Annotated in this window: 16 protein-coding genes; 4 read left to right on the top strand and 12 right to left on the bottom strand. The window is 65.7% G+C overall.

Features of this window, described 5'->3' with window-relative positions:
- Position 1 precedes the first annotated feature (1 nt).
- A complete protein-coding gene (locus ACQP0C_RS14020; protein ID WP_433733349.1) occupies positions 2–796 on the bottom strand; it encodes a response regulator in 795 nt (264 codons plus the stop codon).
- A 187-nt stretch (positions 797–983) separates the two neighbouring features.
- Between ACQP0C_RS14020 and ACQP0C_RS14025 the strand changes: the two genes are divergently transcribed.
- From ACQP0C_RS14025 to ACQP0C_RS14035, 3 genes are all read left to right on the top strand, one after another.
- The gene (locus ACQP0C_RS14025) at positions 984–2,477 is read left to right on the top strand and encodes a hypothetical protein (RefSeq protein WP_433733350.1); all 1,494 of its coding nucleotides are present in this window, start codon (positions 984–986) and stop codon (positions 2,475–2,477) included.
- Between the two features lie 32 nt (positions 2,478–2,509).
- Positions 2,510–2,884 carry a hypothetical protein gene (locus ACQP0C_RS14030; RefSeq protein WP_433733351.1) on the top strand — a complete coding sequence of 125 codons (375 nt, stop codon included), beginning with the start codon at positions 2,510–2,512 and terminating at the stop codon, positions 2,882–2,884.
- Positions 2,885–3,073: 189 nt separating this feature from the next.
- Positions 3,074–3,601: a hypothetical protein gene (locus ACQP0C_RS14035; RefSeq protein ID WP_433733352.1), complete on the top strand. Its 528-nt coding sequence runs from the start codon at positions 3,074–3,076 to the stop codon at positions 3,599–3,601.
- Here ACQP0C_RS14035 and ACQP0C_RS14040 read toward each other — a convergent pair.
- The 11 genes from ACQP0C_RS14040 to ACQP0C_RS14090 form a co-directional block, all read right to left on the bottom strand.
- Positions 3,550–4,215, bottom strand: coding sequence for a histone deacetylase (locus tag ACQP0C_RS14040; protein WP_433733353.1), 666 nt, complete (start codon positions 4,213–4,215; stop codon positions 3,550–3,552). The two genes, ACQP0C_RS14035 and ACQP0C_RS14040, sit on opposite strands and share 52 nt — an antisense overlap.
- A gap of 104 nt (positions 4,216–4,319) precedes the next feature.
- Complete coding sequence (locus ACQP0C_RS14045; protein WP_433733354.1) at positions 4,320–4,955, bottom strand: class I SAM-dependent methyltransferase; 636 nt, start codon at positions 4,953–4,955, stop codon at positions 4,320–4,322.
- 126 nt (positions 4,956–5,081) lie between these two features.
- A complete protein-coding gene (locus tag ACQP0C_RS14050) occupies positions 5,082–5,651 on the bottom strand; it encodes a hypothetical protein (protein ID WP_433733355.1) in 570 nt (189 codons plus the stop codon).
- An 18-nt stretch (positions 5,652–5,669) separates the two neighbouring features.
- Positions 5,670–6,659, bottom strand: a complete 990-nt coding sequence (locus tag ACQP0C_RS14055; RefSeq protein WP_433733356.1) for an MlaD family protein — start codon at positions 6,657–6,659, stop codon at positions 5,670–5,672.
- On the bottom strand, positions 6,656–7,720 hold the full coding sequence (locus ACQP0C_RS14060; RefSeq protein ID WP_433733357.1) for an MlaD family protein: 1,065 nt from the start codon (positions 7,718–7,720) through the stop codon (positions 6,656–6,658). The genes ACQP0C_RS14055 and ACQP0C_RS14060 overlap by 4 nt, the downstream gene beginning before the upstream one ends.
- Entirely contained in the window at positions 7,717–8,814 is a 1,098-nt protein-coding gene (locus tag ACQP0C_RS14065) for an MlaD family protein (RefSeq protein WP_433733358.1), read from the bottom strand. The genes ACQP0C_RS14060 and ACQP0C_RS14065 overlap by 4 nt, the downstream gene beginning before the upstream one ends.
- Before the next feature lie 4 nt (positions 8,815–8,818).
- The gene (locus ACQP0C_RS14070) at positions 8,819–9,820 is read right to left on the bottom strand and encodes an MlaD family protein (protein ID WP_433733359.1); all 1,002 of its coding nucleotides are present in this window, start codon (positions 9,818–9,820) and stop codon (positions 8,819–8,821) included.
- A complete protein-coding gene (locus ACQP0C_RS14075; RefSeq protein WP_433733360.1) occupies positions 9,808–10,827 on the bottom strand; it encodes an MlaD family protein in 1,020 nt (339 codons plus the stop codon). The genes ACQP0C_RS14070 and ACQP0C_RS14075 overlap by 13 nt, the downstream gene beginning before the upstream one ends.
- Positions 10,827–11,876 (bottom strand): MlaD family protein, encoded by a 1,050-nt coding sequence (locus ACQP0C_RS14080; protein WP_433733361.1) that lies wholly within the window; start codon positions 11,874–11,876, stop codon positions 10,827–10,829. Before ACQP0C_RS14080 ends, ACQP0C_RS14075 begins: the two co-directional genes overlap by 1 nt.
- 5 nt (positions 11,877–11,881) lie before the next feature.
- On the bottom strand, positions 11,882–12,772 hold the full coding sequence (locus ACQP0C_RS14085) for an MlaE family ABC transporter permease (protein WP_433733362.1): 891 nt from the start codon (positions 12,770–12,772) through the stop codon (positions 11,882–11,884).
- 26 nt (positions 12,773–12,798) lie between these two features.
- Positions 12,799–13,641: an MlaE family ABC transporter permease gene (locus ACQP0C_RS14090; RefSeq protein WP_433733363.1), complete on the bottom strand. Its 843-nt coding sequence runs from the start codon at positions 13,639–13,641 to the stop codon at positions 12,799–12,801.
- Positions 13,642–14,045: 404 nt separating this feature from the next.
- Between ACQP0C_RS14090 and ACQP0C_RS14095 the strand changes: the two genes are divergently transcribed.
- Entirely contained in the window at positions 14,046–14,651 is a 606-nt protein-coding gene (locus tag ACQP0C_RS14095) for a TetR/AcrR family transcriptional regulator (RefSeq protein WP_433733364.1), read from the top strand.
- The last annotated feature ends 1 nt before the right edge of the window (position 14,652 follow it).

The raw sequence follows: 14,652 nt of genomic DNA on the forward strand, positions 1-14,652 counted from the left end.
GTCAGCTCCGCGGCGACGGTGCTGGCGGATCGGAGGTCAGCACGTCGCCGTGGCCATTGCGGCGGCACCAGCTGAGCAGATAGTGGGCGTGCACGCCGCACCAGCGATAGATCGCGTTCGCGGTGAGCGGCAGCTCGGCATCGTGTTCGCCGCGTTCGAGCACGATCGGCCCGATATACACGCTGGCCACCTTATTGGCGGTATTGAGACCGACCCGGGCCGCTCTGGCCAATGATCCGGCGTCGGTGGCGCGGCCCGAGGCGATGGCACCGGCCAGGCGCGCTGCGGTCTCGCCGCGCTGTCCCTGGAACAGCTGGTACAGCGGGGGCGGGGTGGCGGGCGGCGGCTCCAGCCGCGGCCGTCGTCCGGTGGCCGCCGGGGGAATCGCCTCCAGCAATGCCGCGACGCCAGTCGATTTCGAGTAGAAACCCGCCAGCTCCGATGCTCGGAGCAACGCCTCGTCCAAGTGGTCGCGCTCCATACTGTGCCCCTGTGCCGCCATCAGTACCGCGGCATGCCGTTGTGCGGAGCCGAGCATATCCAGCACGTCCAGGCCGTCGAAGCTGTACTCCAGCGCGGGATCGTTCCAGATCAGATCGGTGATCGCCACGTCGAAGCGGACCTGGTGAACGACCTCGCGCCGCACGGCGTGCCGGTCGAGGGCCACCGCGACGGTCGAACCGGCGAATGCCTGTTTCAGGACCGGTTCGATCACCCGGCCCAGTGGCGAGGCCACCAGTATTCGCAGGCGCGTCAGTTCCTGCTCGGGCAAGATCTTGCCCGCACCCAGGCTCATCGGGTGATTCTTACACTCGCCGTCGTGGCGTGCAGGCCAATTGCGGTACAGCACAGTGAATTTCCAGGAACCGGCCCCTGTCAAATGTTTGGCTATCGGTGTGCAATGTCCAGAGTGTGACCATACAAACCCCGATGACTACGCGTTCTGTGGGAACTGTGGGGCGCTCTCGCGCCGAGTGGATCCTGTGGAGGGGAGGACACAGCCGATCGGTCCCGGTCCGCTGCGTCGTGACGAGGCTACCCGGTACCTTTGCGCCGCTGTCCAGCTGGACAGTGCTCTCGCCACCGAGGTGGTCGAGAAGGTGTTGGAAGAACCGCTGCGATCGGTCGCGCGCTCACCCGGTGTCGATCTGGTCGCGGTGGCCAAACACGCGGTGGCCGCGCGGACCCGGCATCTGGTCCGCGATCTCGGGCTGGTCGCGGTGCTGCTCTTGGTGATCGGCAACCAATTCGTCGGCGTCGAGCCCGGTGCCGCGCTGACCTATCTGAATATCGTCAATCCAGTCGGGCTGTTGTCGAAGTTGGCGCTGTTCGCCATGGTGCTCGCCTGGGCGGCGGTATTCATCGAGGCGTACGCCGCCCGCTGGGGCAAGACCGCACATGCGTTGCGGCGCGGCGTTTTTCGGGCGGCACGCGCACCGGAGCCGCAGCTGGCGGCGGTCCGCGACGAGATCGAGCATGTGGCGGCGTACGCGGACGGCAATGTCACGGTGTACCACGGATATCAGCCGTTTCTCGGGCACGGGTTTCCGCTCGGCGCGTGGTCGATGGCATTGGATATCACCAAGCCGAAGGATGGCGACGCGCCGATCCAGGACTTCACCGTCACCGAACTCAATGAACGGCTGCGCAAGCAGATCGCCCAGCTCGATGTGCCGAATCTCGACGTCTACAACAGATTGTTCGTCAATGGCAACGATATTCATCACGACCGGCGCTTCCTGCCGGACCCGCTCGGTCGACCCCTCGACCGGGTCGCCGAGTCCACGATCGAAGCGCTGATGCTCGCGCCGGAGGATCGCGCCCGCCCCTATCTGACCACCGAAATCATCGGCTGGGACGGCGAATTGGCGTGGTCGGGCTTTCTGCGGCTGGCCGCGAGCTCCACCTCGCTGTTCGTGGAGTCCACCTATTGCATGGTGCCGCCGCTGCGCGTGGCCTACCACGAAATCGATGAACTGCTCTTGCGCCCGCGCCCGCGTCAACTGTTGAAACTGCTGTGGCGCAGCCTGCTCCGACTGCCGCGGATGTGGCTGCGCGCGGTGCCGAATGTGCTGTACCAAACCCTCTCCGACGTGCGGCGCCGCCGGAAGCTGGCGCGCCAGCACAACGAGATCAGCCAGGTCTTCACCTTCGATCACGGTGCGCTGCTGAGCATCCGGGAGGCGGCCAGCGATCTGCGCACCGATAAGCGCGGCAGGTCGATCGGCTACCACCGCTACTTCCAACTGCTCGACCAGGAGATGTACACCAAGATCCTGGAGAAGCGGATCTTCGAGACGTTGGCCGCCTTCCTGGTGGAGAAGAACATCGATCCCGATGAGTTGCTGCGGCGCGGCGAACAGATCACCAATAACAGCGTGACCATCAGCGGCGATGCGACGCTACTGAATTCCTCCATCGGCGCCGCGACGGCGACGACGGTGAACGCGGCGGCCGGCGGCACGGCCGAGCAGTGAGACCAACCCCGTATCGGTACAGGAAGGCACCCATGGACAAGAACACCGGAGTCACCATCGGCGGTAATGCGCGGCTGACGGGATCGGCGATCGGCGGACGCGATGCGACGGTCACCAATACCAACGGCCCCCGCCGTGCGGCGACGCCGACGACGCTGCCCGAACTCCGTGATGCCCTGACCGATCTGCTGAGCGTCATCTGCGCCGCCACCGAGGGATCGCAGGACCGCGACGATATCGTCGCCGCCGTCGAACAGGCTCGCGCCGAGGCCGGAAAGGACCGCCCGAACCGGCATCTGCTCGTCGGACTGCTGCACGCCGTGGGCCGGGCGGTCGTCGGCATCGGCTCACTGGCCGGGGTAGTGACGGCACTGGAGGCCGCCGCCAGCTCGATCCTCGGCGGCTGAGCGGCGCGGGTGCACTCGGCGGCTCTGATGGCGACATGCTGGAAATGCCGAGGCCGGCTCCCCGGGACCTGGCAGCGACACTGCACCTCCTGCGGGGCGCAACTGTGCTGGAACTGTGGACGTCAACCGGTCGATACCGCGCGCCGGTTCTGCACCGGCTGCGGTGCGAACCGCGCCGCCCCGGCATCGGTGCCCGAGAATCACACTCCCAGAACGCCTTTCGCGAGTGCGCCGGTACGGCTCCTGGCGGCGGTCGCCACCGCGGTCTCGGTCGTCCTCGTGCTCACCCTGTCCGGCGGCCGGTCGGGGCCGTCCACGATGCCGAGCGCTGCCACGGTCACCGTGGTGGAAGCGCTCGGCGCGCGCACCTCGGCAGTGCCGACGACCAGCCCGCCGACCATCAGCACGCCGCGGAGCACCGTTGCGGCGGTATCCGCCTCCGCCGCAGTCGTTTACGCCTATTTCGATGCGATCAACCGCCGCGACTATGCGCAGGCCTGGGCACTCGGCGGCCGCAATCTCGACTCCAACTACGACGATTTCGTCGATGGCCTGGCCACCACCGATCATGAGGCGGTCACCGTCACCGCCGAAGACGGCGACACCGTCCACATTCACCTGTCCGCCCGGCAATCCGACGGCACCTACCGGACCTTCGCGGGCTACTACGTCGTGCGCGAGGGCGCGATCGTCTCGGCATCCATTCGAGTCGGCTGACTGCTGAGCAGGGTGGCGATGCTCCCGGGTGTCCAGGCGAGCTTCGCGCCGGGACGGGTGGCGAGGTAGGTGGCGACCTTCTCGGCAGCCCAGCCGTGGGATTCGGTGAGGCCCGCCGCGAGATGGCGGATATAGGCGGCCGAGGGTGGGTTGCCGGGGAGGTCGGTGTAGCGCCAGGGCGCGGTGATGGTGAGTATGGGGTGGCCTTCGAAAGTGCCTGTGCAGATGAGAGTTTCGTAGCGGCCGGGGCCAAAGGTGAGACGGCCGTTGGTGATCGCATCGGTGAGGTCCAGGTCGACGCCGGGTGCTCGGTACATCTCCTGCGCGGCGATATCGGAGAACTGGCCGATGGTGACGAGGTGGGCGCGGGCGGCGGTTTCGCCGGGGGCAGCCGGATCGTAGAAGGCTCGGCCGCCGGTCCACGTCAGGGATTCGGTGGCGAAGTATTGCAGGCCGGGCAGCGTGACCGGCACCGACCGCAGCGGCTCGGTCCGGTCCCGGCAGCCGGGCAGTGTCACCGCGCCGCCATCGGGTGTGCCTCCGGCGAGGTAGCAGCGGAAGCGGCGCATATGCATATTCGAGCCGTAGGACGCGTACCACACGGTGGCGGTCATGGCGCTGGTCCGGGCATCGCACCCACCTTCGATTCGAGATCGCCTATGGATCGAGCATGCCACGGATGGGTTACCCGCGTCCGACTCCAGGCGTTCTCGCTGTCTCAGCGCCGAGCCACTGTGAGCACATCCGGCACCATCGAATTCGGCAATGGCCGACGCACCGGACGCTGCTCGGTGACGGTGAATCCGGCTGCTTCGACCAGTGCGCGCATCTCTTCCGGGCGCGGAAAGTACGCCAGTCCCTGTACCGCGGGTGGCTGCAATGCCATGGCCCACCGACTGCGCGGATTATTGAGCACGATCGCGAGCAGCCCGCCGGGAATCAGGATCCGATGGAACTCCGCGAGCGCCGCCGCATGGTCGAAGAAGTGGAACGCATGGGTGGAGACGACCGCCTGCACCGCACCGTCGGGCAACCCGAGATCCTCGGCCCGCCGGTTGCGCCACTGCACCTGGTCCGAACGCGACCGCGCCTGCCGCAACATCCCCACCGAGGCATCGCAGCCGTACACCACCCGCGGCCGCAGTTCCCGTGCGATGCGCGCGGCGAGAATGCCGGTGCCGCAACCGACATCGGCGATCCGCCGGGCCCCGCTCATCCGCAGCTGCGCAATGATCTCGTCCTGCGGCGGACGATAGGCCAGGCGTTGCAGCACCGGGAAGTTGTAGAGCTGCGCGGCCCGGTTCCAACCGTGGGTGACCAATCCGTTCAGTGCGCGCGCCGAGCCTTCGGTCATTGCAGACATCGTTGTCCCTTCGAAGATGTAGCCTTAGCCTATATTGTCTGAGACAGATTTGACATCCTTGATGCGGATCCCGAGGCACCGACCACGCGCGGCCTTCGCCCCGCAGCCCTGATCGGGCTATTTCATCGGCAGGCCGCCGCCGACATCGGTGATCTTCCAATCGGAGTTGCGGTCGACGGTGACGGTATAGGTGACGGTGGTCTGCGCGCCGTCGGGATTCTGGGCGTTGGTGGAGCTGACATTGATGAAAGTGTCGACCTGGTAGACGCCATTGCTATCGGAGACGACCCTGGCGGTGATCGGGTTGGCGGTAGAGGTCCACTTCAGCGGGGTGAGCAGTTCCTCGAGTTTCGGCGCGGTGGCGTCGAATTTGTTTGCCAGGGCCGGTGCGGTGTTCTGCTTGAGTCTGCCCACCCACGAGGCGAATTCGGCGTAGTTGACGGTCGAGGCGCCGACGGCGTAATCCGTGGCGACCCGCTCGGCGTGCGCATGGTCGGCGGCGATGGCGTCCCGCTCGGCGAGGTCGCCGCGGGCGGCGATGAGGAATCCGGCGAGTGTGACGGCGAGGATGGTCATCACCGCCAATGCCGCGCACCAGGCGGCGGTGGCGATCGGTATCGAGATCGAACGGTGTTGTGCCGCGACCACATCGCTGGGCGCGTCGGTCTGGGTCGTATCGGCTGTCATTGTTGCTCCGGGAGATCGCTATTTGACGGTGATCTGGAAATTCAGCGTGCCGTCGGGGCTGGTCGCGCTGAGCGCCTGGGTAATGAGACCGCCGATATCCAAGGGGCGCACGGCATTTGTGGTGAGCGCCGCCAAAGGCTGCAGCAGCGGGATCATGGCCGCCAGATCCGGTCCGATCTGGTCGATCTTGGCCGCCAGTTGGCGCAGGAACGGGACGAGGCCGACGGTTTCGGCGGTGTCGGTGAGATAGTCGGCGGGCACATCGCCCTTGCGGATCACCCTGGCGATCGAGGCGGCCACCTCGCTGACCCGGGGCCCGAACGCGGCCCACGGATCGGCCGCATCGTGCAGGGCTGGCCCCGACCACGACATATCGGAGGCCTTGGCCTGGAATGCGATCAGCATGTCGCGGATGACATCCGAGCGGGCCAGCAGCGTGGCCGCGAGCAGATCCGTGGACCGGGACAACTGCGGAATGACCGCCTCGGTACCGGCCAGCCCTTGACCGAAGGTCTCGATAATGGCGCCCATCGCCTGCGGATCGAGCTGGTTCAACAGGCGCGTCGCGGTCTGGGCCACCTCGGGAATGGAGATCGGCATGACGATCTTGTCGGTGTCGACCGTCTGCCCGTTGTGCAGATACGGGCCTGCCGCACCACCGCGTGGGCGGAAGTCCAGATATGCCTCGCCGAGTCCGGACAGACTCTCGATCCGCGCGATGCTCGCGGTCGGAATGCGGTATTTGTCATCGATACGGAACCGCACGGCGACCTTGGTACCGGTGTGCGATACCGAGGTCACCTGCCCGACCTCGATGCCGGACAGCAGCACCTTGGACCGGGGCAGCAGGCCGCCGGAGTCGGTGAGCACCATGGTCGCGTCGGTGTAGTTCTTCAGCCAGCCGACCTTGACCACGCCGAAACTGAGATAGCTGCTGCCGATGAGCAGGATCGCGGCGATGGCGGTCAGGGAGACGACCGAACCGGGTTTGATACGAGCGGGTTTCATCGCACCGCACCGATCATCCGCAGGCTCGCCACAATGCGATCGACTTGGTCGTCGGTGGACACGGGTGCGCCCTCGATGCCGATGCGGGTCAGATTCACTTTCGGTCCTCGCTCCACGAACGGGATGACCTTGTCGCGCAACAGCGCCACCAGACGATTCAGATTGGACGGCGCGGACAGGTCGAGTGGGTTGCCCGCCAACAGCATGGGCACGAAGGCCTTGGCGGCGGCGTCACCGGCCTGCAGCAGGGGACCGAGCCAGGCGGTTGCGTGCCCGATGACGCCGAGCGCGCCGACGATGCCGAGGGTGTACACCAGCGAATTCGCGAATGCCGGAATATCGCGCGCACCACGTTCGGAGAGCAGGGCATCGAGCTCTTCCCTATTGTCCAGTACCGCGCCGAGGTCCTGTTGGACCGCGTCGAGCAGGCGGCCGACCGAGTCCAGATTGTCGGCGACATCCTGGGCGTCATGGCCGAGCGTCTGGAAGATCCGCGCCGTTTCGGTCGACTGCGCGGGCAGCACCGCATTGGTCCGGTTGATGATCTCCTGCACGCTGTGCAACGCGCCGCCGCCGATGAAGGTGGACATGCCCGCCATCAGATCCTCGATCTGCAAAGCGGGACGGGTCTGCTGCAAGGGAATTTTCCCACCCGGTGCGATGGTGCTGGCGAAATCGGCCGGGGGAGTGGTGAGTCCGATGTAGATATCGCCGAGGACGGTGTTCTGGCGCAGTTGTGCGGTGGTGGTCGTCGGTAATTTCACCGAGGTGGAGATGTCGACGACGGCGTCGATGCGGCCCGGCTGCTGTGCCGACGGGTCGACCACCGTGACGCTGCGCAGTCTGCCGATCTGTGCGCCGTTCGCTACCACCTTGGCCTGTTCGGGCAGGTTCAGCGCATTCGCGAATTCGATCCGCACCTGATAGGTCGGACCGGCCACCGATGCCCCTGGCACCGGCACCGAGGAAGGATCGAAAGCGCAACCGCCGAGCAGTATTACGGCGGCGAGCGCGGCCGCGAGCCCGGTTCCGGTCCGTCGCACGAGGGTGGATTTTCTCATCGGGCACCTACCGCGCCGAAGACGAGTGCGGCCAGGTCGACAGCGGCGAGTCCATCCGCCGCATTGCGGCATCGACCGGGCGTCACCGCATTTACCATGGCACAGATCTGATCGGCGTTCTGTTGGGGCAGTGCGACCTTCGGCGGTGCATAGGTGAGTTTCAGCTGTCCGCTCTGCGGGTCGATAGCCTGCTGAAAGGCGCCGACGAGTGCCGGAATCATATCGACGATCTGTTGCAACGTGCCGATATTGGCGCTCAGCAGGTGCAGGTACGGTGCGAGATCGTCGAGTCCGCGCAGTATTTCGCGGCCGTACTTGCGCGAAATGTCATTGAGCATCGGCAGATCGACGAGCAGCGCATCGACCAATTGCACTACCTTCTGCCAGATCTCGTTGACGAAGGCGATACCGGCCCCGGCATTGACCAGCGCGGTTTTGATGTCGTCCCAGTTGGTCGAGATGCTGGTCGAGATCTGACCGATCGCGTCGATCAGCGCACCGATATGCCCGATGGCGGCATCCGGGGCGCGCAGCGCGGTGCCGAAATCCTTGATCAGGGCATTGATCGCGGGTCCGGTTCCTGCGGTGGCCTTTTGGAAGGCAGCGACGCTATCGCGGATGCGCGTCTGTTCGCCCGGTGCGCCGTGGGCGTTGAGTTCACCGGCCAGGCGCGAGAAGGCCGACAGCGATTCGGTGATGCTCTTAGGGGTGAAGGTCTGGGTAATGCAGGCGTCGCGGTTCCACTTGGGGCCGCCGGGCTCGCCGAGCACCGCGAGGTCGCGGTCGGCGACGAGGGTATCGGAGACGGTGGTCGCGCTGACCTGCCCCTGCAGCGGATGGTCGGCGTCCACCTCGAAATCGACGCGCACGCCGTCACCCTGGGGCTCGACCGAGGTGACACCGCCGACCGGCATGCCGAGCATGGTGACGTGGTTGCCGACATACAGACCGACGGCATCGGGCATGATCGCGCAGTAGCCGAGCGTCTTCTCCAGGGGCCGGAAGGCCACCAGATAGCCCGCCACCGCGACGACCGCGATGACGATCCCGCCGACAATGGTGACGAAGCCCTGTGAACCGAGTAGTCGTTTCACAGCCTCAGCACCCCTTTCCCGGGACCGGGATGCAGGTGGTGATCGTATCGGCCGACTGATCGATGACTATGCCGTCCTGCGGATTCACCGCCGCCCGCAACCTCTCCTTCACACCACGCAGCGTGTCGAGCGATTCGCCGAGCTTTCCGGCCAATTCGCGCAGTGCGGGCAGCGCCTCCATCAGTTTGTCGACCATCGGCTGCAGTTGCTCGCGCCAGGACGGTTCGAGCGCCGCGATCCTGGACAGGAGTTCGGCGGCTATCGTCAGCGCCTCGGTGATCTCGGCCTTCTTGTTCAGGCCCTGCACCTCGAGCAGACCGATCTTGCGGACGAATTGGCCCACCAGCGCACGGTTTCCGTTGATGGCGGTGAGGAATTCGTCGGTGACGGTCAGCGATCGCGACACCTCGGCGTTCTGGCGATCGAGGATGGTCACCAAGGTCTGCATGGCATTTCCCATGCGGCGCAGGCCATCCGGGCTCTGATCGAGCGAGGTCTGCAGGGCGGCCAGATTTTCGCGCAGTGTCGCGGCATCGACCTCGGCGACCGGTTTGGCGGCATCCTGCAGGGTGCGCACCAGACTGTAGGGCAGTTTCACCCGATCGGGCGCAATCGCGTTTTTACCCAAAGGTTTCTGCCCGGCCGGGGTCATGGCCACATAGTGGCCGCCGACAATGGTGAGCATTCGGATTTCCAGGGTGGTGGCATCGCCGACGAAGACATCGCGGTCCACGGTGAACCTCATCTTCACCCGATCCGGCTGCAGCTCGAGCGAAGTCACCGCGCCGACCGTGATCCCGGCGACCCGCACCTGATTGCCGACGCGAATCGACTGCGCCTCGGGCAGATAGGCAGTGTAGGTGGCCTTGCCGATCGGCAGTACGTAGATCACCGCGGTCGCGCCGAGCGCGAGGGCGAGCAGCAGCGCTCCGAGCAGGCCGAGGCGCAGCTCACGGCGCTGTTTGCTGGCCTCGTGCCGGTCGTGGCCGTGCTTCAGCTGTTGCATATCGAAATCCTTTGCCCGGCGATCAGTACCGCCACCGCGGACGGGACCTGGGCCTTGCCCTTCGAGCAGGTGAGGTCGATCTGGACTCCCGTGCGGCCCGATGGCACCAGGGTGGACAGCGATTGCAGCAGGCCGGGGAGTTTGCCGAGCAGGTCCAAGGCCGTGGCCGGATCCGGAAACAGCAGGTGCAGATCGTTTTCCAGATTCGGGTTCGCGGCTTCGGTGAAACCGAGGGTGGTCAGCAGACTGTTGAGCGGGCCCAGCGCGGACGGGGCGACATTGGCGAAGTCGATCAAGCCGTCGAGTTTCTGCTGGAATGCGGTGAACACATCCGACAGACCGCGCAGCAGCGTCACCAAATGCGGTGAGCGACCGCCGATCTGGCTGGAAATCGACTCCAGATTGCCGACGATCGTGGCGAGTACGGCCTGCCGATCCGACACATACGCGCTGAGGCGTCCGATCGCATCCAGTGCGGGTCCGACCCCGGAACCGTTGCCCTCGATGACCGCGAGCACACTCTCGGTGAACTGATTGAGCGCGCCGGGGGAGAACTCCTGCAGGACCGGCTGCAGGCCGTTGAAGAGCTGGGTGATATCGAACGACGGGATGGTGCGGTCCGGGCCGATGGTGACGCCCTGCGCCTGTTTCGATGTCGGATGCTCGGGTTGGCGGACATCGATATAGCGCTGACCGGTCAGCGACTGGTAGCGGATGGCGAGCACGCTGGAGTCGTAGATCGGCCGGTCCCGCTGCACCGTCAATTCGACCGCGGCGCGGCCGTTTTCGAGGGAGATATCGGCGACCTTGCCGACCGCGACACCGAACATGCGCACGTCGTCACCGGTCTTCAAACCATTGGCATCGGTGAATTCGGCACGGTAGGTGGCGGTGTCGCCGCCTACCGGCCGGACGATGGCCGTCGCGATCACCGCGAGCAGTGCGATCATCGCCGCCGCGAACAGTCCGAGCTTCCATGCCACCGCGAGGGTCGAGGTCGGCTTCATCACGCGCCTCCCAGCATGGCGAATCCCTGCTGCCCGAGCAGCGGCACGGCGATGCCAGGAACGCCGCGCAGGGTGATGGCGGCGTTGATCGTCGGCCCGCTCGGGGTGTCGGCGAAGATCCGATCGAGCCGCTGGATCAGTTCGGTCAGCTCGGCATGGGACTGTCCCGGGTTCGGGACGGTCGCGGCGACGGCGGCGACCAGGGGTGCGAACATCTCGATGTAGCCGGAGAAGTGTTGGCGGGCAATGTCGCCGATGCTGCCGATGGCCGGAAAGGCCTGGTCGGTGACCATGGTGACGGACGCGTCGTATTTGGCTCGGTCGTGCTGCAGGACCTCGATATCGAGTACCGACTTGAGCAGCTTGAAGGTCGCGGAGGTGAACGTGCCCAATCCGTCGGAGAACGAGGCGTATTGGTCGATCAGGAACGACGACGGGTAGCGCTGGGTTTCGGCGACCGTCCGGCTCAGCATGATGACGGCCTCCAGTATCGGGGTGAAGGCCTGCAGATCGCCGCTGAAAGTTCGGAGCACGTCGGCGAATTGGGGTGTGAACACCTCGGTCGATGTCTCGGTGAGGGCACGCAGCAGCCGTCCCATCGTGGCATCGTTGACCCGGTTGGCGTTCGCGCCCGCGAGATCGACCACCGACCCGGCGCGCAGCGGTGCCCCGCCATCGGCGCGTTTGAGGGTGACGGCGCTGATGCCGAAGAGGTTCTCCGGTGCGTAGTCGACGGCGAGATTCTCGGTGAGCCCGGAGGTCTGGGCCTTGTCGAGGTCGAGGGTGATGAGCTGGCGGCCGCCGCCGATGCTGGCGATATCGGTGATCGTGCCGATATCGACGCCGTCCAGACGCACCGAGGTGCCCTCGATAATGCCCTCGCCGATCTGTTCGGTGCGCAATTGCACCCGCATGCGCTCGCCATCGGGGCGGTGCTGATATCCGGTCCACGCCAAGGTGACCGCGACGGCGAGGACCAATGCTGCCGCACCGCGGGCGCGCGAACCGCGCCTGCCCATGCTGACGCCGGGCAATCCGTAATTGGGCATCTCGCCTACCCCGGGAATTCGATCGAGGAGTTGACGCCCCACAGCAGCAGGGTCAACACCATATCCAGCGCGATGATCGCGACGAAGCTGGCGCGCACCGCACGACCCGATGCGATGCCGACGCCCTCGGGTCCGCCGGAGGCGAAAAACCCGTAATAGCAATGGATCAGGATGACCGCGACGCCGAACACCAGGATCTTGATCACCGCGGCGAGCACGTCATAGCCACTGGTGAACTGGAAGAAGTAGTGCTCGTATACCCCGCCCGCCTGTCCGTGCAGCAGCACCACCACCGTGTCGCAGGCGAGATAGCTCAGGATCAGCGCGATGAGGAAGGTCGGCACGATCGCGATCGCACCGGCGATGACCCGGGTGCTCACCACGAACGGAACCGACCGCAGGCCAAGGGATTCGATGGCGTCGATCTCCTCGGAGATGCGCATGGAGCCGATTTCGGCGGTCATCCGACAGCCCGCCTGTGCGGCGAATCCGACCGCGGCGGCGATGGGTGCGAGTTCGCGGGTATTGGCGAAGGCGGAGACCACGCCGGTGACCGGGCCGAGCCCGATCAGGTCGAGGGTGGTGAAGCCCTGGATGCCGACGCCAGCGCCCATGGCGATGCCGAGCACGATCAACATCGGCACCGTGCCGCCGCCGACAATGACCGAGCCACGGCCCCAGGTCATATCGGTAATGGTGCGCATGGTCTCGCCGCGATAGCGCCTGAGGGTCAAGGGGATAGCGGCCAGTGCCTGGAATACGAATCCGATTGCGAAACCGGCGTTCTCCAGCGGTGCCAGCACCCGTGCACGGTCGATGAGTCGGTTGGCCCAGCGCAATCCCCTCGGTACATAGGGAGTTGCCGGCCCACCCGCCGCCCGACCGCCACCCCTCATGGAATCGCTACGCGATGCTCGGATCATTAAGCCACCCGCAACGGTAGGAACATCGCGACGACCTGGGTGATCACCAGATTCACCACGATGATCGATGCCACCGACAACACCACCGCGGCATTCACACCGTCGGCAACACCGCGCGGCCCGCCCCTGGCCTCCAGCCCCCGCTGGCAGGCCACGATCACCACAATGAATCCGAACAGCACCGCCTTGATCATCGAAATCCATACGTCGGTGAGCACGGTGAAGGAACCGAAGGTGGCCCAGTAGCTACCGGGCGTGACATTCTGCGCGCCGATCGCCACCGCGTAACCCGCGACGATGCCGACGAAGATGATCAGCACATTGAGCAGCGGCGCGATCAGCATCATCGCGGTCACCCGCGGAATCACCAGCCGGTGAACCGGGCTGATGCCCATGGTGCGCAGCGCGTCGATCTCCTCGCGGACCGTGCGCGCGCCCAGATCGGCGGCGATCGCCGACGCGCCAGCGCCGCCGAGCAGCAGGCCGGTCGCGATCGGTGCGCCCTGCTGAATGACGCCGAGCCCGCCCGCCGCGCCGATCAGCGAATCCGCGCCGAGCTGATGGATCAGATTGCCCACCTGCACCGAGACGACCACCCCGAACGGCACCGCCATCAGCACCGCGGGAATCGCGGTGACGGTCACCAGATACCAAGCCTGGCGCAGCATTTCGTGCCATTGGAACTTACCCGCGACGATATCGGAGACAGTGCCGCGCGCCGATTCGAGACCGAGATCGACCACCCGGCCGAAGGTGCGCAGGCTCGATTGCGTGGTATCGGTGAGATTCTTCCGCGCGATCTGCGTTGCCGTCGGTGCCGCATTCGGCGCGTCGGAGTCCATCGATCGTTCCTCCACTATTCCCCCACGAGGCCACGCTCGAGTGCCAGGCCACACTGCCCGTTGACGTGACGCGTCAGAGTCTTGACAGGTTCGACAGCCGTCGCCGTGGTGCTCGCGAGTGGCTGTGAACGCGGTCACCAACTGCCCCCGGTGTGATCGACACCATCGGCTGCCGGGCAACGCTAACATTGCCCAGCAGGGAAAACAACAGGGTCAATTTCGATTGACATCCGATGTGGCCGTGTAGGATTCGGCCGATTCCCATCTAAGGGCGCAGCCGGAGAATCCACAATGGTGCACGGCGGGGTAATGATGTCTACGGCGGGCGCGATGGCAATGCGTACACTGACCCAGCCGGAAGCAATCTGAAACACGTATCCGTCAGCCGACGTGGGGAGGAGAATATGTCAACCCGACGTGACGACATTCTCGACGCGGCACGCGATCTCATCGTTCGCGAGGGCTATGCCAGCGTGAGCATGCACGCCATCGCGCGGGCAGCGGGCATTACCCGGCCCGCGCTGTATGCCGAATTCGGTGATCGGGACGAACTGTTCGAGGCACTGCTCGATCGTGAGGACCAACGGGTACAACAGATGGCAGCCGCCGCGACCCCGGTGCTGCCGGAAGGTGTCGACCTGGCCGCGATGGCGGCGAGTATCGCGGTCGACGCCGTTGATATCTATCTCGGCCTCGTGGTCGCCGCGCCGGAAACCTGGCGGTTCGTGCTGATGCCCGGCGATGGTCTGCCCCAAGAGGTGCGCGAGCGGGTCGATCGCACCCGCAATGCGATTCGGGAGCGCAGTCAGGCCATGATCGCGGTGATGGGCGCGCTGAGTGAAAAAGATATCGACAGTGAGTTATTGAGCCACGCGGTGATCAGCGCGAGCGAAACGGGAGCCAGGATCGTGCTCGCCGATGGCGGTTCCGAACGTCACGAGACCGTGGCGAAAACACTGCGCTGGGTCGCGCACCGGGCCGTCACCGCCGTTGAAGCCCGGGAGACGTAGC

This window comes from Nocardia sp. CA-129566, assembly GCF_050956075.1.
In the GTDB taxonomy this organism is placed as follows: Bacteria; Actinomycetota; Actinomycetes; order Mycobacteriales; family Mycobacteriaceae; genus Nocardia.